The sequence below is a fragment of the Shewanella sp. 5_MG-2023 genome (assembly GCF_030547465.1).
Classification (GTDB): domain Bacteria; phylum Pseudomonadota; class Gammaproteobacteria; order Enterobacterales; family Shewanellaceae; genus Shewanella.
Map to the genome: position 1 here is coordinate 1 of NZ_JAUORC010000002.1, position 19,217 is coordinate 19,217.

Annotated in this window: 17 protein-coding genes; 9 read left to right on the plus strand and 8 right to left on the minus strand. The window is 42.9% G+C overall.

Annotation, left to right across the window (positions count from 1 at the left end; all coding sequences use genetic code 11):
* Window position 1: 1 nt before the first annotated feature.
* From Q4557_RS00970 to Q4557_RS00990, 5 genes are all read right to left on the minus strand, one after another.
* Window positions 2–766 carry a hypothetical protein gene (locus Q4557_RS00970; RefSeq protein ID WP_303410154.1) on the minus strand — a complete coding sequence of 255 codons (765 nt, stop codon included), beginning with the start codon at window positions 764–766 and terminating at the stop codon, window positions 2–4.
* 16 nt (window positions 767–782) lie between these two features.
* Window positions 783–2,108: an HlyD family type I secretion periplasmic adaptor subunit gene (locus Q4557_RS00975; protein ID WP_102520924.1), complete on the minus strand. Its 1,326-nt coding sequence runs from the start codon at window positions 2,106–2,108 to the stop codon at window positions 783–785.
* Window positions 2,101–4,173 (minus strand): peptidase domain-containing ABC transporter, encoded by a 2,073-nt coding sequence (locus tag Q4557_RS00980; protein ID WP_303410155.1) that lies wholly within the window; start codon window positions 4,171–4,173, stop codon window positions 2,101–2,103. The genes Q4557_RS00975 and Q4557_RS00980 overlap by 8 nt, the downstream gene beginning before the upstream one ends.
* A complete protein-coding gene (locus tag Q4557_RS00985) occupies window positions 4,170–5,852 on the minus strand; it encodes an ABC transporter transmembrane domain-containing protein (protein ID WP_303410157.1) in 1,683 nt (560 codons plus the stop codon). Before Q4557_RS00985 ends, Q4557_RS00980 begins: the two co-directional genes overlap by 4 nt.
* A gap of 349 nt (window positions 5,853–6,201) precedes the next feature.
* On the minus strand, window positions 6,202–6,921 hold the full coding sequence (locus Q4557_RS00990) for an SDR family oxidoreductase (RefSeq protein ID WP_303410159.1): 720 nt from the start codon (window positions 6,919–6,921) through the stop codon (window positions 6,202–6,204).
* A 137-nt stretch (window positions 6,922–7,058) separates the two neighbouring features.
* Here Q4557_RS00990 and Q4557_RS00995 point away from each other — a divergent pair, with 137 nt between their 5' ends.
* Together Q4557_RS00995 and Q4557_RS01000 are read left to right on the plus strand one after the other, a co-directional pair.
* On the plus strand, window positions 7,059–7,964 hold the full coding sequence (locus Q4557_RS00995; protein ID WP_102531229.1) for a LysR family transcriptional regulator: 906 nt from the start codon (window positions 7,059–7,061) through the stop codon (window positions 7,962–7,964).
* Between the two features lie 122 nt (window positions 7,965–8,086).
* Window positions 8,087–9,277: a conjugal transfer protein TraF gene (locus Q4557_RS01000; protein WP_303410350.1), complete on the plus strand. Its 1,191-nt coding sequence runs from the start codon at window positions 8,087–8,089 to the stop codon at window positions 9,275–9,277.
* Between the two features lie 61 nt (window positions 9,278–9,338).
* Here Q4557_RS01000 and Q4557_RS01005 read toward each other — a convergent pair whose 3' ends face one another.
* Both Q4557_RS01005 and metJ read right to left on the minus strand, forming a co-directional pair.
* Window positions 9,339–10,079 (minus strand): sulfite exporter TauE/SafE family protein, encoded by a 741-nt coding sequence (locus Q4557_RS01005; RefSeq protein WP_303410164.1) that lies wholly within the window; start codon window positions 10,077–10,079, stop codon window positions 9,339–9,341.
* 136 nt (window positions 10,080–10,215) lie between these two features.
* Entirely contained in the window at window positions 10,216–10,530 is a 315-nt protein-coding gene (gene metJ / locus Q4557_RS01010) for a met regulon transcriptional regulator MetJ (RefSeq protein ID WP_076538901.1), read from the minus strand.
* 207 nt (window positions 10,531–10,737) lie between these two features.
* On the opposite strand from metJ, the gene metB reads away from it, so the two are divergent.
* The 7 genes from metB to Q4557_RS01045 all read left to right on the plus strand — a co-directional run bounded on the left by metB (window position 10,738) and on the right by Q4557_RS01045 (window position 18,932).
* Window positions 10,738–11,898: a cystathionine gamma-synthase gene (gene metB, locus Q4557_RS01015; protein ID WP_102436608.1), complete on the plus strand. Its 1,161-nt coding sequence runs from the start codon at window positions 10,738–10,740 to the stop codon at window positions 11,896–11,898.
* Window positions 11,899–11,960: 62 nt separating this feature from the next.
* On the plus strand, window positions 11,961–14,354 hold the full coding sequence (locus Q4557_RS01020) for a bifunctional aspartate kinase/homoserine dehydrogenase II (RefSeq protein ID WP_102436610.1): 2,394 nt from the start codon (window positions 11,961–11,963) through the stop codon (window positions 14,352–14,354).
* Window positions 14,355–14,692: 338 nt separating this feature from the next.
* The gene (locus tag Q4557_RS01025) at window positions 14,693–15,376 is read left to right on the plus strand and encodes a c-type cytochrome (protein WP_102436612.1); all 684 of its coding nucleotides are present in this window, start codon (window positions 14,693–14,695) and stop codon (window positions 15,374–15,376) included.
* A 9-nt stretch (window positions 15,377–15,385) separates the two neighbouring features.
* Window positions 15,386–16,429, plus strand: coding sequence for a c-type cytochrome (locus tag Q4557_RS01030; protein ID WP_303410170.1), 1,044 nt, complete (start codon window positions 15,386–15,388; stop codon window positions 16,427–16,429).
* Between the two features lie 112 nt (window positions 16,430–16,541).
* Complete coding sequence (locus Q4557_RS01035; RefSeq protein WP_102531227.1) at window positions 16,542–16,799, plus strand: cysteine-rich CWC family protein; 258 nt, start codon at window positions 16,542–16,544, stop codon at window positions 16,797–16,799.
* Window positions 16,800–17,102: 303 nt separating this feature from the next.
* Entirely contained in the window at window positions 17,103–18,470 is a 1,368-nt protein-coding gene (locus Q4557_RS01040) for a sodium:alanine symporter family protein (protein WP_303410173.1), read from the plus strand.
* Between the two features lie 69 nt (window positions 18,471–18,539).
* Window positions 18,540–18,932 carry a hypothetical protein gene (locus Q4557_RS01045; RefSeq protein ID WP_102475362.1) on the plus strand — a complete coding sequence of 131 codons (393 nt, stop codon included), beginning with the start codon at window positions 18,540–18,542 and terminating at the stop codon, window positions 18,930–18,932.
* Between the two features lie 64 nt (window positions 18,933–18,996).
* Here the strand turns inward: Q4557_RS01045 and Q4557_RS01050 are convergent, their stop codons facing one another.
* Window positions 18,997–19,173: a PA3496 family putative envelope integrity protein gene (locus tag Q4557_RS01050; protein WP_198589379.1), complete on the minus strand. Its 177-nt coding sequence runs from the start codon at window positions 19,171–19,173 to the stop codon at window positions 18,997–18,999.
* Window positions 19,174–19,217 lie beyond the last annotated feature (44 nt).

The following is a 19,217-nucleotide window of genomic DNA, read 5'->3' on the forward strand; positions in this document are numbered from 1 at the left end:
ATTATATAGATGTCCCAGTGGCAGTGCCAGTGCCTGTGGCTCTGGCTGTTGCTGTGGCAGATCTTTTTCCTGTGCCAGTGCCAGTGCCAGTAGAGGGAGGGGTAATGTCAGGTGTTGGGGTACCTTTTAGTGTCTCAATCACTTCATGTGTTGCAGTTTGTGGTGTGATTACATTTGATACTGAATGAGATGATGAATTAATGGTAAAAGCAGTCTGAAAGTTTTGTTCAGGTAACGAAATTTGAGATGTTCTAAATTGGCTTATGTCTTGGGTTGTGACATTACCATTATGAAAATGTGCACCCGCTGCTAGTCCTGTTGTTTGAGTTGAACCTGTTTCTACAATAAGCTTATTTAATGGCTGCTGCTGACTCGGTTCTATCGGGTTGCTATCAGCGATTTGACTGGCATTTTTAAGTGTTGAGCTTGTTAACTGTTGTGGCGTTGTGGATGTTTTTAAAACGTCTTGCTGAGTAGCTTCTGGATTAGCTTCTGGATTAGTAGCTGCATGAGTAAAATCTGCTTCAGTTGCTTTATCATCCTCAGATGCATTCGCTACATTCGTCTGCCAAGACTTGTCAGCTACCAGATCATTTTGTCTATTTGGGGTTATGTTCCCCGTATCTCGAGATTCTTTTGCCCGCAACTTTTTAGCATCATTATCAATTTTCTTTATTGCTTGCTGGATTTTATTTTCGGGCAGATCTTTTTTGAGTTTATTTTTTTCATTTGGCTTATTTTTATTATCTTTATTATCCGTGCTCATGGGATGCTCCTACCATTTATCTTTCGCCAAATGCTTCGTTAATGTTGGTGAACACTGGTTTCCATAAGTACTGGAAGACACTTTTTTCACCTGTCACAATATCTGCTTCGCCAGTCATTCCAGGAATTAATGCAAAACTATCGGGATTATCCAAAAAGTAGGGCTTATCAATGGCAAGCTGCACTTTATAAAATACACCGCCTTTTTCATCTTTATCTGTGCTTGGTGAAATACGTTTTACGATTCCATCTAACGCGCCATAACGGCTGTAATCAAACGCATCGATTTTGATTCTTGCTGATTGACCAACATGGACAAAGCCGATATCTCTTGGTGACAGCTTAATTTCCATCAAACCCGTTTTGGTCATGGGAACAATTACAGCCACAGTCCCACCTGGTTGAATGACGCTGCCAGTTGAAGATGTTGGGATTGATTGAATGATGCCGTCAACAGGCGCGGTTACGGTGTTTTGAGATACCAGTGAGCTGGATGATTTAAGCCTTGCTGTGACACCTAATAATTCAGCTTGGGTGTCAGTACGTTTTTCACCGACTTCTTTTAATAATGAAGCCTGTCTTTGTTTGAGTTGTTGCTGCAGATTTAGCAGGTTCTTGGTGAGAACTTGTTGTTTGCTTTCCATCGCCTTTAGCTCTCGCATGTAAGAATCAAGCTTTTGCTGTGATTCTAAAATGCGTAACTTTGAAACGGCTTGCTCTTCTGTTACTGACAACATCATTTTTAACGTTTGTTCTGCGGTTTGGATTTGATCGCTAAGGGGAGGTATTTCAGTTTTCAAACCATCCAATTCCGCTTGAGATTTGGCTATTTCAGATTCTGATAGCTGCTCAATTGCCACTCGTTCATCGATCATGCGATTAAGCGAAGACTGATGCAGCTTAACCAGTTGCGGGTACTCATAGGCGAACTCATCAAAATTGGCATCGCGAGCATCAATGAAGGCTTCGTAACGTTCAATTCGCATCATTAAGTTAGCACGTTTACTGGATAGTTCTTCCTCAGTTGACAAGCTGTCTATTGAGACAAAGCTTGCCAAAATATCACCTTGTTTAACAACGTCACCTTCTTCGACTACGACAGAAGCAATAGTGCCACCAGCACGGCTTTGAATAACCTGCCTATGGCCTAACGGCACCACTTGTCCTTTGGATTTTGAAATTTCTTCTACGCTGGTAAAAACAGACCAAACCAACATGATTAAAATTGAGCCGGTGATCAATAAGATGATATTTCGAATTAATTTACGCTCAGCAGGGGCTTCAATTGCTTCTGCAAATTCATGTTCTGGCCAGACTCGATTAGCTAGTTGACGATTATCCATTGGTTGGAGACTCCTGCATGACGGTGTTAGTGGCATCTGGCGTTTGAGGTGCTTGGTCTGGAATTGGGCCTGCATAAACCACAGCGCCTTTATCAAGAATAATGACCTTGTCAGCGTGTTTAATTAAATCTTGATCGTGGCTAGTAAACATTACGGTTGATTGTCCTTTTAAGTTTAATAAGGTCTTTATCAACTGCTGTTTTGATTCTGGATTTCGATGAGGTAATGGTTCATCAAGCAATAACAATGGCGATTGTTTTATCAGTGCGCGGGCAAGGTTGATGTAACTCCCTTCGATAGCGGAAAGCATGGCGTTATTCTCACCGAGTAAATCAACCGATAAGTCATTATTGATGCTATTAAAAAAGCTGGCCCCACCAGCGGCAATTATTGCGGTTTTAATTTCATCATCGGTAGCATCTGGTTTCGCTATCCGAATATTTTCAGCTAAAGTCCCTGGGAAAATATCAGGTTGTGATGGGCTATAAGCCACCCAATGCCTAAATATTTCAGTGTCATATTGTTTTAAATTTTTCCCATTCACGGTGACAAATCCAGCTTGTGCTTCCAACACGCCTAAGGCGCTCAGTAGCAAGGTTGATTTACCACAGGCATTGGGCCCTATAACGGCAACTAATTCACCGGGTTCTATGTCTACATTCACACCTGATAGTGCCGGCTCTCCTTCAGCTTTATATCTCAGGGTTAAATGCTGAAATGAAATTGCTGGTGCTTGAGTGTTATCAGGGGTGTCTAAGCGTAATTCTGATTGTTCCGTTGTTGCCTGCATGAACCGATCAAACTGTTTTACGGCAACATCCATCATGGTGAATTTTTGTTGAGATGAAAATGCCAGTTGTGCAGGGCCTGTAATCCGCCAAATCATCATCACACAGGCAATTAATGCACCGGAGGAAATCGTTTGATTTAGTACTAAAAATATTCCCGTAAACACTGTGATGAGTGCAGTGAATAAACTCAGTGAATGAGCAATGGCTGCATTTAGGCCATTTCGTTTAGCATAAAGAAAATTCTGGCGACTATTTTCACGGCATTGACGAATAAATTTTGTTTGCCAGCCTTCAGTATCACCAGCCGCTTTGAGTTGCAGTAGATTTTTCGCTAGTTCGCTTAGGGTATTTTGATACTCGCCACTAATTGTTGGCGAGGCTGCCTGAACATAGCGGCTGACGACTTTCATCACCAAGTAATACAGCATCAACATGCCAATAGGCACTAATACTAGCCAGCCACTTAAAAACATAATCGCCAGCAGCGCAATAATAGTGAAGGGCAGGTCGACTAAGCCGCCGCCTCCAGGGCCAGATAAGAGCATTCTGACTTTTTCTGCATTACGCATTCTAGCGATATGATTTGAAATGCCGACGCGTGACAGTACCATTAACGGCATGTGTAATAGTCGATAAAAGGTTATCTGGGAAAGGTCTCTAGCAAATCGATTACTGGTGGTGGCAAGAATTTGCGCCCGCGCTAAGCGGGTTGATACTAATACGCCAACAGCAAGCGCTCCACCTAAGGCTATGCTGGGGAGTATGGAGGGTGTTTGACCACCAATGACTCGGTCATATACAGCCATGGTAAACAGAGGTACTGCTAACCCTGTAATACTGGACAGTAAACTCAGCCAGAAAACGGGACGATACCATTTAGTTCTCTTACTCATGTGAGCGGCGAATGCTTGAACACTCTTTTTACTACGAGGTAAGGCATCAATAACAAATAAGTATGCATCATCTGTTAGCTGAGTCATATCGACCGTTTGCCAATGATTATTCTCTAGTTTTTCGAACTGATGTCCCTGTCTTCTTGCTATAAAGGCATTGTCTTTCGCTGGGACAACTAAGAAAGGGTAGATGGTTAAATGCAGGGTACTATCTGACGGTTTAATAACAGAGAAACCAATTTGATGTTTTTTTAATAAGCGGGAAACAGCGAGAGTATTGAGATCGTTTTCAGTGTCACTAGCCACGTTACTGGCTTGAGTGTAAAGACCTAATTGTTGTAACAGCTCAACTAGTAATGGTTTTAGTTCTAAAGTCTTCATAGGATCACCTCCTGTGAATCACTATTATCCACGTGCGGCGATTTATTAGTTTCTTTAGGCTGAGCATGTCCCTCAATTGTGACAACTTCATCACTAATTTTACCGATTTCAGGGTAGTGGGATGCCGCTACAATGGTCATTTGTTGTTTCAGTTGGGCCAATAAAGTGAGTAGTTTATTTTGGGCATCGGCATCAAGTGAAATCATCGGCTCATCCAATAGCAATATCGACGGTTTTTGGACTATCGCTCTGACTATTGCAATGAGTTTAATTGCCCCTTTATTTAGCATTTGGTTGTCATTTTCACCGACTGAAGTTTGATAACCATTGGGCAATTCGGCAATTTTAGCCGTTAAGCCTAAACTATCAGCAATCGCCATCGCCTGAGGTTCATACTCCGCTCTGAACATGGTCATATTCTCTAGCAAGCTACCAGCAAATAAGGTTGGCCAAGGGGCGACATAATTAACGGATTGTCGAAATTCTTTACTGTCGTGTGCATGAAGTAAAACCCCATCAATGGCGACTTCACCAGTACTTATTTTTTGAAATCCAGCAATGATACTGAGTAAGTGGCTAGCATGACTCAGGGGATTTGATTGCAGGGTGACTAGAGTTTTAGGGAGGATCTCTAAATTCAATTGTTGAATGACAGTGCCTAAATTACTGCTATCGACTTTTTGAAACGTAATGGGGCCGTTAGGGATTTTTTGTTGATAGATTTTTTCAGCACTAAACGCTTCGGCTGGAATGGCGGTCAAATCATCTACGTGTGACATCGCCGTTTTGGCACTCACAAGTCGAGAGCGAAGGCTAATAATTGCGCTTACTGGTGCGATGGCGCGACCAGCTAATATTGAACATGCAGCCAGTCCACCCGTTGTAAGCGAACCGTTAAGGACCTCTAAACAACCTAGCATCACTAATATTAGTGTTGTTCCTTGCGATGCTGCTTGGATGACTTCTTGTAACTTAGCTGATAACCAATCGACTTGTTGCTGTTGTGCTAGTCGCTGGTGGTTTATTTTATTATAAATACTGGCTAATCGGTCCTCTAAAGATAGGGCCTTGGCTGTGGTTAGCCCTGATAACACCAGTATCAACATTCGGGTTCGTTCAGCATCTGAAAGAGCGAGGTTCTCAGTGGCGATGGCAAGTTTTTTGCCAATGGCATAAACCAGAGCGCCAACAAGTACCCAGACGACTATCGGAATGAATACCAGCGGGCCACCAATATAGGCAACCAATGCAAGAAAAATGAGCACAAATGGAAAATCCATCAGTGCCACAATAGCTTGCCCTGAATAGAGCTCTCGCATACTCGCAATACTGGCTAAACCATTAGTAACTTTACCTGTTCCCATGGCTTCAACATGGTGATAGTCCGCTTGCATGAGTTTATGAACCACCTTGGTTGTGGTTTCTAATTCAAAATTGGCTGCTGATGCTGCAAGTAGCCAACTGCGGCCATATCTGAGTAATAATTCCAGTAAAATCGCAATCGCCACACCAGAAACAAGAATAGTGGCAGTACCATAACCTTGATTTGGCAGAATACGATCGTAGATTTGTAGCATGGTGAATGGCAGCGCAAGCGACAATAAATTGATAAATGTCGATGACAATAATAGCTCGGGAAAGGCTTTATTCCTGGAAAATAAACTGAAGTTTTCCTGCATACAAAAAATGTCCTTTTTATCGCAATGCGTAACGACTAAGCAATCAATAAACCAATGATTTAAGCGTAGCTTGTTTTAGTCAGTTTTCCTTACCTTAATCTAACTTAGTTTAAATATTAAGCAATCAATATAACATCTTGGGGTTAAACTGATTTTTAATCAGATGCAGCGAGTTTGCTCGAAATGGCGGCATTATTACGAGGGATAAGAGAATGAGTTTGCATGAGGTACGCGTGGAGTATGTAAAGGGAGGCCGCTTATTAAAATTAATGCAAAGATAATAAAAAACCATGAGTAATAACTCATGGTTTTTAGCTGAAATGTAGACCTATATAGACTTGATATATTCTTAAGGTTGTTGGCGAGTTGGCGCTAAGACAATTTCTCGTACACAAACATTTTGCGGCATTTCAAAGGCAAATACAGCCGCATCAGCAACTGCTGTAGGCTCGATAACGCCGCCCATGAACTCTTTCCATTCTTGGTAGCCGGCTTTAATATCTTCATCGGTTGTGTGGCTAAGCAGGGCCGTTTCAACAGCGCCTGGAGCGATAGTCACCATTCGCACATCATCCATCGCCACTTCTTCGCGGATATTTTCAGTTAGCGCATGCACAGCAAACTTACTGGCACAATATGCTGCATGGTTAGGGAATGTTTTACGACCCGCTATAGAGCTTACGTTGATAATAGTGCCTGTTTTACGGGCTTTCATATCAGCAAGCACAGCGTGAATACCATTAAGCACGCCCATCACATTGATGTTGAGCATTTGGCTCCACTGGGCAGGATCTTGTACATCTGCTTGACCAAGTAGCATTACGCCAGCGTTATTGACTAAACAGCCAACAGGGCCAAACTTTGCTTCAGCAGTCGCAATCGCTGTTTTCATCGCTGCAGCATCTGTCACATCAACGCTGATAGATAAGCTGTTGGGCAGGTTAAGTGCTTGCATCGGCTCAACGCGACGAGCAAGTAAAAGTAGTGGGTGACCTTTAGCGCTAAATGCGTTCGCCATAGCGGCACCGATACCTGATGATGCGCCAGTAATGACAACAAGTGATTTCATGATTTTTACCTCGTTCGTTAAGTTGTGTCCATTATAGGTAATGGCTCATTGTTGATATATAATCCACAAAGAACATCATTGTTTACACATGGCTCCTAATCGCTTGTTGATGACCACACACTAAAATAGACATTATTATGAACTTAGACATAAATTTGATTGATATCAGAGCCTTTGTGGTGATTGCTGAGCAAGGTAACTTTACTCAAGCTGCACAGGTATTAGGCTGCTCACGTTCGCATTTATCAAAGCAATTATTAAGTTTAGAAAAATTTCTTGGTGTTAGCCTAATTATTAGAACCACCAGAACCCAAAGACTGACAGAGCAAGGTCAGCAATTGCTGTTGCAATGCCAGCAAGCGTTAGCGCAAATCGATCAGGTGGTGGCAATGACATTAGACAGCGCTGAAACATTACAGGGCAATATTCACATTAATTGCGTTGGCGGGGTGATTGGTGAAGATATTTTAGTGGCCTTGGTGAATGATTTTATTAAACAGTATCCTGAAATTACCATCGATCTTGATTTTAGTAGCCAGCGGGTTGATTTAATCGAGGGCCATTTTGATATTGTATTTCGCATGGGCGAACTGGCAGATTCAAGCTTGGTGGCCAGAAAGCTGATGGATATCGAAAACCGCACTTTAGTCGCCCCTGAATACTTAGCGAAATATGGTCAACCGCAGCATCCAAGCGAGCTTAATAATCACCTGTGTATTACTGGCTCGATCAGCCATTGGCGCTTTGGCCATAGGCAAGATGCTCAAGCTGTAGACGTTGCCATTAAGGGCGGTTTTAAGTGTAAAAATGGCCGCGCTATGAAAGCCAGCGCCTTAGCAGGAAATGGCATTGTGCGATTACCTTATTTATATTGCGCTAATGAAATTGCAGCGGGTCAATTAGTGAATGTGTTTAATGATTGGCATATTCCCGACACGCCTTTTTATATGCTTTACCATAAAGATAAATTCCAACCAGAAAGGCTGAAAAAATTTATTCAATTCACCATGGAAAATTTTAAGCGCTATCTACCTGATTCATAAAATAACATTTAAAAAACGGCTGATTAAATTCATCTATGCCGTAAAAGTCTAACGGGATTGAAGCCTATTTTTAATTTTTTCGACTATCTTTATTAGATAATTAAAAATGAAAATGGTGAATGATGAGATCCTTAGCGCTGCTATTGTTTTTACTGCTGTTTGCGATAAATACGCAAGCGGGTCAGCTTTATTTTGAAGCTCGCAGTGATAGCATGGGCGGTACAGGTGTAGCCTCATCAAGCCGTATCGGCGCAAGTTTTATTAATCCCGCTTTACTGGCTATTTACGCCCCAAAAACCAATGAGTTCTCCTTACTGTTACCGGTTGTGGCTGCTGAAGTGGATGATAGCGACAATATGCTTGATAAGTTTGACTCACTACAAGACAGTTTTGATGACTTAGAAACGGCCATAAACGGCAATGATACTGATGATATTGCTGGTTTTCGTGATGATTTAGTTATTAATTTAAATGCCCTCAACGGCACTAACGCCTCGGTATCAGCCGCAATTGGCGCAGCATTAGTATTGCCAACTCAAACCGTGCCAATGGCGCTATTTTCCAAAAGTCACCTTGACGCTATGGGCGTTGCTGATATTGCTCAAGGTGATATTGATATGCTGACTAATCTCGATCCCGCCAACCCTCCTGCAGATCTCACTGACTTAGACTCTCAAGGCATTGTATTAGCCGCCGGAGTCACAGATTTTGGGGTGGCGTTAAGCTTTCCACTATCTATAGTTAACATGCCTGTAAAAGTTGGGATTTCACCTAAGTTTCAACGCATTGATACCTATCATTACAGTGCCAGTGCCAATAACTTTGATGTCGATGATTTTGATGATGATAAATATCGAAATGATGACAGCTTATTTAACCTTGATCTTGGGGTGGCTATTGAGCCAACAGAAAGCTTAACCTTAGGGCTGTCTGCTCGTAATTTATTCAGTAAAAAAATAACCACAGTTGAAGCTCAAGGACGGACATTTGAATACCAAATTGAGCCGTTAGTCACAGTGGGAGCTGCTTATGATTGGTCCAGAGTCACCTTAACCACGGATATTGATCTGGTGGAGCAAAGCCGTTTTAGCGAGTTTGATGCGGTGCAGTATTGGCGAGTGGGCGGTGAAGTTAAAGCCACTGACTGGCTGTTTTTACGCATGGGCTACCGCCATGACTTAAAAGATAATAGCGTAGATATTTACTCTTTCGGCACCGGCTTTGCCATCGGCCAAGCCTTTAAGCTGGATATGAGCGGCAGCTATGGTGATGATGCCATTGGCGCTGTGCTGCAAACTTCTTATCACTTTTAAGCGTTATCATTTTTAGCTGTCATCATTGTTGCATTTATATCTGCCACAAAAAGATGATCGACTAGCCTGCTGATAATTCAATTAACGACTTAAGGGTTAGCAATAATGCACTTAAGCTACATAACACCATAGTGGCGATGCGAGTCTTATTTTTATCAACCTTATTGGTTAGCTTTCCTGCGGCAATATTTCCGAGTATGACAGATGGCAATAGCATCAATGACAACCACAGATGCTTTGCTTCCACTAAGCCTGCAAGCATTAAAATAATCAGTGCGATCATTGAGCTGAAAACAAAAAAGATCGATAGCGCGGCTCTAAACTGCGGCGCATCTTTACCGGCTAATAAAATCGCTAATGGTGGCCCACCAATGGCGGCAATATTTCCAAATACCCCCGACAAGACACCTGCAATAAATAGCGAAAGCCGATTTACTGGCGCTGTGATCTTAAAAATACTCAGCAACACCGCTGCGCCGACAATAAAGGCAATGGCTAACCCCAGTACTGCTTGGGGGGCAAACAGTAATAAACCTGCGCCCATAAAGCCACCAGGTATTCGCCCCAGCAGCGCATATTGCAGCCCATTAAACTCCAGTTGAGTACGTTCACGCAATAAGGTCAATAAGGCGATGGAAAAACCCATCATAATCACAGGGGCTGGGACTAATTGTGGGTCGATGATATAGAGAAGTGGACTGGCAACAACCGCAAGCCCAAAACCGATAAGGCCTTGGGTTAATGCGCCTAGAAAAATGATAACCGATGCAAGCATCAAGGTCTGCGGATCGATAAATTCCATTGTCGACTCTTTAGGCGCAATACTGCAACTCACTCTCAGCTTGAGAGCTCGATGCGTTAAATGACGAGCAGTGTTTGATTAATTGAGCAGGCTTATGCTTTAGCGCAAGTACTTCAGCGCTAGTCGCTAGCTTGACTTAATCAAGATCTTCCCACTCAATTCCCATGGCATCCATCAAAGCTTTTGCTTCAGATGGGATGCTATCAGGCCCTTCTTTTGATAAGTCACCGTCATTTGGCAGTGGTTGTCCAGTGTAGGCATGCAAAAATGCTTCACACAGTAGTTCACTATTGGTTGCATGACGTAAGTTATTAACCTGGCGGCGGGTACGTTCATCAGTCAATACTTTTAAAACTTTTAAAGGTATGGATACCGTGATTTTTTTAACTTGTTCATTTTTTTTGCCATGTTCGGCATATGGGCTGATATAGTCGCCATTCCATTCAGTCATTAACTCACCTTTATACGATAGATTCGTGGCAGATTTTAACCGCTAAATAATAACAGTCAAATTATTGCGGTTATTCTATAACGAATGGAAATAGATTTCTTTATGTTTAGACGTCTAAACGGCTGATTTGTATTGACGATGTGACTTAGCTTAGGTACATTTAGCCATCTAGACATCTCTTTAGTGTGTATTCTTTAGGAGTTTACAATGAGCAAACATCGCGCAGCTACGCTAGCAGTACGCCAAGGTATCGAGTCAGATACCCAATACGGCGCTGTAGTCCCGCCGATTTATCTATCAACAAACTATTCTTTTGATGGCCATAAAAACCCTAGAGAGTTTGATTATAGTCGTTCAGGAAACCCGACGCGCTGCGTGTTAGGTGAAGCCATTGCCAAACTTGAACATGGCGCTACTGGGGTGGTTACTTGTACCGGTATGGCTGCGATTACCTTGGTCACTAGTTTATTAGGCCCCGATGATTTACTGATTGTGCCTCACGATTGTTATGGCGGTAGTTACCGTTTGTTCACAAATCTTGCCAACAAAGGCCAATTTAAATTACTGGTGATTGATCAAACAGATGAGCAAGCACTCAGTGATGCGATTGCTCAGAAACCTAAAATGGTGTGGTTAGAAACGCCGTCAAACCCATTATTACGTGTTGTTGATATCAAAGCTATTGCTGAGCAAAGCCATAAAGTCGATGCCTTAGTTGTGGTTGATAACACCTTTTTATCGCCAATTTTGCAACAGCCATTAGAGCTAGGCGCTGATATCGTCATGCATTCCACCACCAAATATATCAATGGTCATAGTGACGTTGTAGGTGGCGCTGTGGTGGCAAAAGACCCTGAACTGGGTGAGTTACTACACTGGTGGTCAAACACCTTAGGGCTAACAGGCTCGGCTTTTGATAGTTACCTAACCTTACGTGGCATTCGTACTTTAGCTGTACGTATTCGCGAGCATCAAAAAAATGCTGAGCAAGTTATTGACGTACTTCAGGCCAGCAATCTTGTCGAAAAAGTGTATTATCCAGGCTTAAAAGACCACCCAGGTCACGATATTGCAGCTAAGCAACAACAAGGCTTCGGCGCTATGTTAAGTTTCGAACTTAAAGGTGGTGAAGCAGAAGTGGTCGCCTTTTTAAATGCACTGTCTATTTTCAGTGTTGCTGAAAGCTTAGGCGGAGTGGAAAGCTTAGTTGCCGTACCTGCAACCATGACCCATAGAGCAATGGCGCCTGCAGCACGGTATGAAGCTGGCATTAAAGATACTTTACTGCGACTATCTGTCGGGATTGAAGATGCTGAAGACTTGGTTGCCGATATTGAAGTAGGCTTAGCTGCTGTCGCTGCGCTTTAAGTTAATCTCCCTTGGCTATATTCATGTAGTCAGGCTGGTATATGTTGTTTAAGGAGTGAAAAATGGCCCGCAGTCATTTACATAAATTTGGTGGTTCAAGTCTTGCTGATGCAGATTGCTATCGCCGCGTTGCCCATATTTTACTGACTCATGGCAACAGTGATGATTTAGTCGTTGTTTCAGCTGCGGGTAAAAGTACTAACTTTTTATATAAATTACTCTCCTTAAGAGAAAACGGTGACTTGTGGCAAGAAGAGCTACAAGTACTGGTGAGCTATCAGCAAAACCTGATTGAGCAACTTCTCTCAAACGAACAAGCGCGCGATTTACGTGAGCGCCTATCAACCGATAAATCGCAATTAGTCAGTTTATTGTCCCTTGAAGAGCGCAATGAATTTCAGCTCAATCATGTATTAAGCTTTGGTGAGCGTTGGTCAGCACGATTAATGGCAGCCTTATTAAGAGAGTCTGGCGTTGCTGCCGCGAATATTGATGCCTGCTCACTGCTGGTGGCTGATGAAGGGCCTGTGCCGAATATTCGTCTTGATGAGTCCCGCGAAAAAGTCCAAAAGCTGCTGGATGCTAATCCAAATACACGGTTAGTTATCACCGGCTTTATCTGCGCCAACAGTAAAGGGGATACATTATTACTTGGCCGCAATGGCTCAGATTACAGCGCCACCTTAATTGCCAGCTTAGCGGACATTGAACGAGTGACTATTTGGACCGATGTTGAAGGGGTATTTAACGCTGATCCGAATAAAATTAATGATGCCAAATTACTTGAAAGCATGTCACTTGCTGAAGCCGATCGTTTAGCTAAACTCGGCTCGCCAGTACTGCACAGCCGAACTTTACAGCCCTTATTTGATACTAATGTTAGTCTCGCGGTGCGCTCAAGTTACGCATCACATACTGACTTTACCCTTATTGCGCCCCAAAGTTCGTCAGCTAGCGCTCCAGTGGTTACCAGTTTAAATGAAGTGGTGCTGTTTCGCTTTAAGCAGCAAGCGCTAATTCAAACCACACTCAAATTACTTGAGCAAGCCGGTATTGCGCCGCTAGCATATTGGTGCTCTGCCCATCATAAAGTTGAACTGGCATTCACTGCTGAAAACCAAAAGCAGGTACAAGCGTTACTGGAGCTACATAGTCATGAGCTATTAATTAGCGATATCCATGCTCATACTGATTTAGGTTTAGTCGCTTTGGTTAGTGCTGATGCAGAGCACTACCGCCGCAGCTTTGCCCGATTATTAAGTCGCGATGCCAAACCCCTGTATCAAGATGGTTTGAGTTTAGTGACCTTAGTGCCTAAATCTCAGGTTAATTTACTCACCCAAAAAGTACACCGACGCTGCGCAGGCCCGCGATTGCGTATTGGGGTATTATTGCTTGGGGTCGGTAATATTGGTGAAGCCTGGATTGATTTATTTCAGCGCTCATCCACCATGCTTAACCGTGAACTAGAAGCCAATGTGCAACTTGTGGGTTTAGTGAGTTCAAAAGAGGCGCTCATTTGCCAGCAAGGAATAGATGCCAATAACTGGCAAGATGACTTTGATACCACAGCAACAACATGGGACTACCCTAGTTTATTTGAGCAGCTTGAGCTGCTCGACTGCGATGAGCTGGTGGCCTTGGATATCAGTGCTAGCGCCAGCTTAACCTTACAATACCCAGAGTTTTTCGCTCGAGGGATTCATATGGTGAGCGCCAATAAACTTGCAGGCTCAGGGCCGTTACCTTTTTACCGTGAGCTTAAGCAGCAGCTAAGTAACCGGCGTTTATTTTGGCGTTACAATGCCAGTTGCGGCGCTGGCTTACCAGTACAGCATGCCCTAAACGATTTACGCAATAGTGGCGACAATATCGAAGCTGTTGGCGGTATTTTTTCAGGTACTTTATGTTGGCTGTTTGAGCATTACGATGGGCAAAAATCTTTTTCTGAACTCGTGGTTGAAGCCCGCGGATTAGGCATTACAGAGCCAGATCCTCGAGATGATTTATCTGGCCGAGATATGCAGCGAAAGTTACTTATTCTGGCCCGTGAAATTGGCTTTGAGATTGAGCTTGATGCCATTGAATTAAATTCATTAGTGCCAGCTGAATTAGCCGACTTGTCGTTAGATGACTTTTTAGCGCGCATTGGCGAGTTAGATGAGTTTATGTTGCAGCAATATAGTGCAGCCTTTGAGCAAAATAAAGTCTTAAGGTATGTGGCATCTTTAGATAAAGTCGATGGCAAAATGCATGCTGAAGTAGGCATTCAATGGGTCGACTCGAACCATCCCTATGCCAGTTTAACCCCTGGAGATAATGTGTTTGTCATCCGCAGCACTTTTTATCAGGGCAATCCGTTAATTATTCGCGGCCCAGGTGCTGGCCGAGAAGTTACCGCAGCAGCTGTGCAGTCTGACTTAGTACAAATCTGTAAGGATTTACTGCAGGAGTGATCCTTAAGCGCGAGTTAAACGACGATTAACTTGGTTGAAAGATTAACTTTAAAGGCCTATTCCCTAACGGAATAGGCCTTTTTTATTGTCATAAAATAGCGCTAAAAGCATAAGCTCAGAGTTAACTTCACTCCCAGTCGATTTGCTGATGATTAATCGACAACGACCTTTTCATTATCAGTCTTTAGCCTGCAAATGTTCGCTGTCTGTTCTTTGGTAAGCGTATTTGGGTTACTTTTTCTTTGGTGGAGAGTATTCAATTAAGTCACATAAAGTGGATCTGATGGGCTACATTTATTATTCCAGTAGCTAAACATCATCCAAGGAGAGGGCGGTATATGAAATTCCTTTTACAAGTCATCACGATAATAGCAATAGGGGCAAGTCGTAACTTGGCTATTGCCGATATTCCTGCTCAATCTCCCAAAGAGTTATTGCAAACCGTACCCACACAGGCGCAAGTTTGTTTAACTTGCCATGGTGTTAATGGTGAGGGTTTAGGTGTTATAGGGCCTAGGTTGGCGGGTTTATCCAGTGAGTATATCGCCTCGCAGCTGGTTAATTTTCAAATGGGTAATCGACAAAGTCCCACAATGTCGGCGATGGCTGCGACAGTACAAGGTGATGCTATCCAAGTCGTTGCTGATTTCTTTGCCGCTAAAACAGTAGCTGAGATCCCATTGCAATACCGCGGTGACAAGGTTGTGATAACTGATACGGCGGAAAAATTGGCTTATCAGGGAGATTGGGGCCGCGATATACCTGCCTGTACTAGCTGTCATGGACCTTCAGGCATTGGCGCAGCCAACTTCCCTCGACTTGCAGGCCAAGAACCTAGCTATTTAAAAAACCAACTATTGGCTTGGCAAAATGGTACTAGAAAAGGTGATGTCGATAATATGATGGCTAATATTGCCGCTAAGCTGACTGCTGATGAAATTGACGCATTGTCAGCGTACTTTTCAGCTTTAAAACCTCTGGTTCAAAATGCTGCTGCTCAACAGCCTTTGGCACAAAAATAAGGACATACCATGAAACTGTTTAATTATTTAGTCGCAGGTGTGTTTATCAGTTCAGTTAGCGCTGCAGAATTACCCGATAGGCAAGCTCAGATTCCCGCTATAGCAAAAGATCCCGCAGCGCAGTATCTGCAACCTAGCGATTTATCAGCTATTCCAGAGGGTGAGTTTGGCGACAAAGTACGTTTGGGCTATCAGATATTTGTTAATACTCAGCAATTAAGAGATAAATATGTCGGCAATGAGCTTAATTGCGTTAATTGTCATATGAACGCAGGTAATAAAGCCAATGCTTCACCGCTATGGGCAGCCTATATGGCTTATCCCGCTTATCGAAAGAAAAATGACAAAGTGAATAGCTACCAGGAACGGATTCAAGGTTGCTTTACTTATTCAATGAATGGTACAGCCCCCGCATCAGGCAGTAAGGAACTTGTGGCTATCTCAGCTTATTCTTATTGGCTAGCCATGAGCGGTTTACTGAATCAATTAAATCTCGATAGCAAAGTAGCAGAGTTGAGTGATGTAGAACTGGTAAAAGGTGGCAATAGAGAAGAGTTCCCAATTCCAGCTGCAGTGAAAGCTAAATGGGATCAAAAAGCCTTAACTTCACTTGCTGGCCGAGGTTTTCCCAAGTTAGAAGCGCCAGAACAAGCTTATTCAACTGAGCGAGGCGAAATAGTTTATCAAACCCATTGTCAGGCTTGTCATGGCGTTGATGGTCAAGGCATTAAAATGGCTAATGTGAGCGCTTTACCGCCATTATGGGGGCCGCAAAGCTACAACTGGGGCGCAGGGATGCATAGAGTGAACACTGCAGCTAATTTTATCTATGAGAATATGCCGCTGGGTAAAAGTATTCAGCTAACAGTGCAGCAGGCTTGGGATGTGGCAGCTTTTGTTAATGCCCATGAAAGGCCGCAAGATCCGCGTTTTAAAGGAGACCTGCCACAAACCCAAAAAAGTTATCATCAACATGATGGCTTTTATGGCAAGCAGCAGCTTGGTAATGTTTTAGGCGCCGAAGCTTATCCAAATTTTCCTGTTAATAAGTAGGACTTTAACCAGTTTCAAGCTTATGCTTTTAAGCTACAATCGTTAAGGCATAGCCTTATCTCATAAAGCATTTTATGGAAATTAAACCAGTTAACGAAACAAAGTGAACCAGATGAAAGATGTAGAAATATACTCACCAAACCAAGCAAATGAACCATTAGTATCTGAGGCACAAGACGCGATTTTTGAGCCATTAGCGTGCCCCGTTTGCCAGCAGGTTAATCAATGCGCGGTTAGTGCGGGTAAACCGATTGAAGACTGCTGGTGTTTAAGCGCTTCAGCTAAAGCTGTGATCAGTGACAAGCTGCGCACAGAGTTAAAGGGCAAAGCCTGCGTCTGTCAAAGCTGCTATCAAAAACTGTCCCAGTGAAGGCCTTAATGACTGCTTATTCAGGGTGTTTAGGCTAGGTTGTAATGGTTCAATAAGATTTAAGCGCTAATTTAGTTAGCGCTTTTTTTATAATTAAATTAATTTAATTGGCTGATAAAAAACTGTTATTTGCTGATTTGTTCGGTTTGAATCGTACCGATGTTTCCAATTTAGTGTCAATGAAGGTAATCTGAAATTCACGCACTGATGTATTAGTAGTGTGAACGCAGTAACCGTAAAAATAACGTTTAGTGATAACGATTAATAATAACTATAAATATTTAACTCATTATGAGGTTTTCAATGGAAGGATTAACGGCATTTATTAATGCAGTAAACAGCATCGTTTGGGGCGTACCCATGTTGGTGATGATTTTAGGAGTGGGATTATTTTTATCTATCGGATTAAAATTAATGCCAATCCTAAAATTAGGCACTGGTTTTAAACTGCTGTGGTCGGGTCGAGCAACCGACAGTGATAGCACTGATAAAGGTGAAATTAGTCCTTTTAATGCGCTAATGACATCGCTCTCAGCCACCATAGGAACAGGTAATATTGCTGGTGTGGCTACCGCTATTTTTATTGGTGGGCCAGGGGCATTATTTTGGATGTGGTGCACCGCATTAGTGGGTATGGCGACCAAATTTGCCGAAGCGGTATTGGCAGTTAAGTATCGTGAAAAAGACAGTAATGGCAATCACGTCGGTGGACCGATGTATTACATTAAAAATGGCTTAGGCAGCAAATGGGCCTGGTTAGGGACAGCGTTTGCGATACTGGGCTCTATTGCCGGTTTTGGGATCGGTAATACCGTGCAAACTAACTCAGTGGCAGATGCCATGAGTGCTAACTTTGGCGTGCCGAGCTGGGTTACTGGTTTAGTCTTAATGGTACTCGTCGGTGCAGTACTCATGGGCGGTATTAAACGTATTGCAGAAGTTGCTGGTAAACTCGTGCCGTTAATGACCCTGTTTTATATTGCCGCGGGTTTAGCTGTTTTAGTGGTATATGCAGACCAAATTTCTGCAGCATTTGAATTAATTATTCACAGTGCGTTTAACCCAGTTGCTGCTCAAGGCGGTTTTGCTGGCGCAGCTGTTTGGGCTGCGATTCGTTTTGGTGTCGCCCGTGGTGTGTTCTCCAATGAAGCGGGCTTAGGTAGTGCGCCCATTGCTCACGCTGCAGCGCAAACCAATGATCCGGTAAAGCAAGGCTTAGTGGCCATGCTAGGTACATTCATTGATACCATCATTGTGTGCTCTATTACTGGTTTAGCGATTATTGTTTCCGGTGCTTGGACATCAGGTGAGAACGGCGCAGCACTAACTTCATATGCATTTTCACATGCACTGCCCATGGGTAATTATATTGTGGCGGTAGCACTTGCTGTGTTTGCCTTCACGACTATTCTAGGGTGGAGTTTTTATAGTGAGAAGTGTGTTCAATACTTGCTTGGCGATAAAGCGGTAAAACCATTTCGTTTAATATGGACCCTTGTGGTACCCATAGGCGCCGTGAGTTCATTAGAGTTTATTTGGCTGTTGGCTGACACGCTTAATGCAATGATGGCCATTCCTAACTTAATTGCGCTAGTCCTATTAAGTCCTGTGGTCTTTGGTTTAACCCGAGAGTATTTTGCCAAGCAAAAAGCTAAGGCATTAGAGAGCTAATAACGCTGTTGATGAATGATGAAGGCATACACGGGGAGTGTATGCCTTTACTGAGAAGGAATATTATCGATGAAACTTTCAAACCAGATACTTCCATTGAGTTTTTTGCTTATGGCTTCATTAATCGTCGGTGGCTGTAATGGCATCTCTATAAGAACCAATGCTGATGAATATATTACTTACCAAGCTAAAGCTTCAACGGTTGAAATCTATCAGCCCAGTGAATTGTATAACCATGACAATGAACCGCTAGGTGAGGTGGTGACGACGTATTGCGCTAACAAACCTGAAGTAATAGAGGTTGGTGTCCCCAGTATCAGCATGCTGAAAAAAGAATTAAAAGTGCAAACCCAACAAAGGGGCGGTAATGCACTCATTATCACAGACTGCGGCAAAATGATTTACCCAGCCTGTTCAATTTATTTAGAGTGCAATGGTCTTGCATACTTATTAAAGTCTTAATCTTAAAGTGAAGCTTTAAGCTTATAAAAACTATTGGCCTGATGAGCCCGGACAAGGAACTGGGTTAAAAGAAGTCATCTTCCCCTAAGCTTTTTCGCAATTCAGCTTGTTCTAGATAATCATCTAAGCGCCGCTTAACCTGCCTTTTACGTTCAATAATTTCAGCGGAGCGTTGATTTTTTGGTGAAACCATTGCCTCGATTTCAGTATCATTTGGGATAGTCTCAGTAATATTAGCCATCACTTTATCCTCACATGGGTGGTACTCGTAAAGCATAATTAATG

Excerpts from the sequence above, each read along its gene's own strand:
- Q4557_RS00980 (WP_303410155.1), bottom strand. The coding sequence starts at position 4,173 with ATGAAGACTTTAGAACTAAAACCATTACTAGTTGAGCTGTTACAACAA.
- metB (WP_102436608.1), top strand. The coding sequence starts at position 10,738 with ATGAGCAAACATCGCGCAGCTACGCTAGCAGTACGCCAAGGTATCGAG.
- Q4557_RS01040 (WP_303410173.1), top strand. The coding sequence starts at position 17,103 with ATGGAAGGATTAACGGCATTTATTAATGCAGTAAACAGCATCGTTTGG.
- Q4557_RS00975 (WP_102520924.1), bottom strand. The coding sequence starts at position 2,108 with ATGGATAATCGTCAACTAGCTAATCGAGTCTGGCCAGAACATGAATTT.
- Q4557_RS01030 (WP_303410170.1), top strand. The coding sequence starts at position 15,386 with ATGAAACTGTTTAATTATTTAGTCGCAGGTGTGTTTATCAGTTCAGTT.
- Q4557_RS00990 (WP_303410159.1), bottom strand. The coding sequence starts at position 6,921 with ATGAAATCACTTGTTGTCATTACTGGCGCATCATCAGGTATCGGTGCC.
- Q4557_RS01020 (WP_102436610.1), top strand. The coding sequence starts at position 11,961 with ATGGCCCGCAGTCATTTACATAAATTTGGTGGTTCAAGTCTTGCTGAT.
- Q4557_RS01025 (WP_102436612.1), top strand. The coding sequence starts at position 14,693 with ATGAAATTCCTTTTACAAGTCATCACGATAATAGCAATAGGGGCAAGT.
- Q4557_RS00985 (WP_303410157.1), bottom strand. The coding sequence starts at position 5,852 with ATGCAGGAAAACTTCAGTTTATTTTCCAGGAATAAAGCCTTTCCCGAG.
- Q4557_RS01050 (WP_198589379.1), bottom strand. The coding sequence starts at position 19,173 with ATGGCTAATATTACTGAGACTATCCCAAATGATACTGAAATCGAGGCA.
- metJ (WP_076538901.1), bottom strand. The coding sequence starts at position 10,530 with ATGACTGAATGGAATGGCGACTATATCAGCCCATATGCCGAACATGGC.
- Q4557_RS01005 (WP_303410164.1), bottom strand. The coding sequence starts at position 10,079 with ATGGAATTTATCGATCCGCAGACCTTGATGCTTGCATCGGTTATCATT.
- Q4557_RS01000 (WP_303410350.1), top strand. The coding sequence starts at position 8,087 with ATGAGATCCTTAGCGCTGCTATTGTTTTTACTGCTGTTTGCGATAAAT.
- Q4557_RS01045 (WP_102475362.1), top strand. The coding sequence starts at position 18,540 with ATGAAACTTTCAAACCAGATACTTCCATTGAGTTTTTTGCTTATGGCT.
- Q4557_RS00970 (WP_303410154.1), bottom strand. The coding sequence starts at position 766 with ATGAGCACGGATAATAAAGATAATAAAAATAAGCCAAATGAAAAAAAT.
- Q4557_RS01035 (WP_102531227.1), top strand. The coding sequence starts at position 16,542 with ATGAAAGATGTAGAAATATACTCACCAAACCAAGCAAATGAACCATTA.
- Q4557_RS00995 (WP_102531229.1), top strand. The coding sequence starts at position 7,059 with ATGAACTTAGACATAAATTTGATTGATATCAGAGCCTTTGTGGTGATT.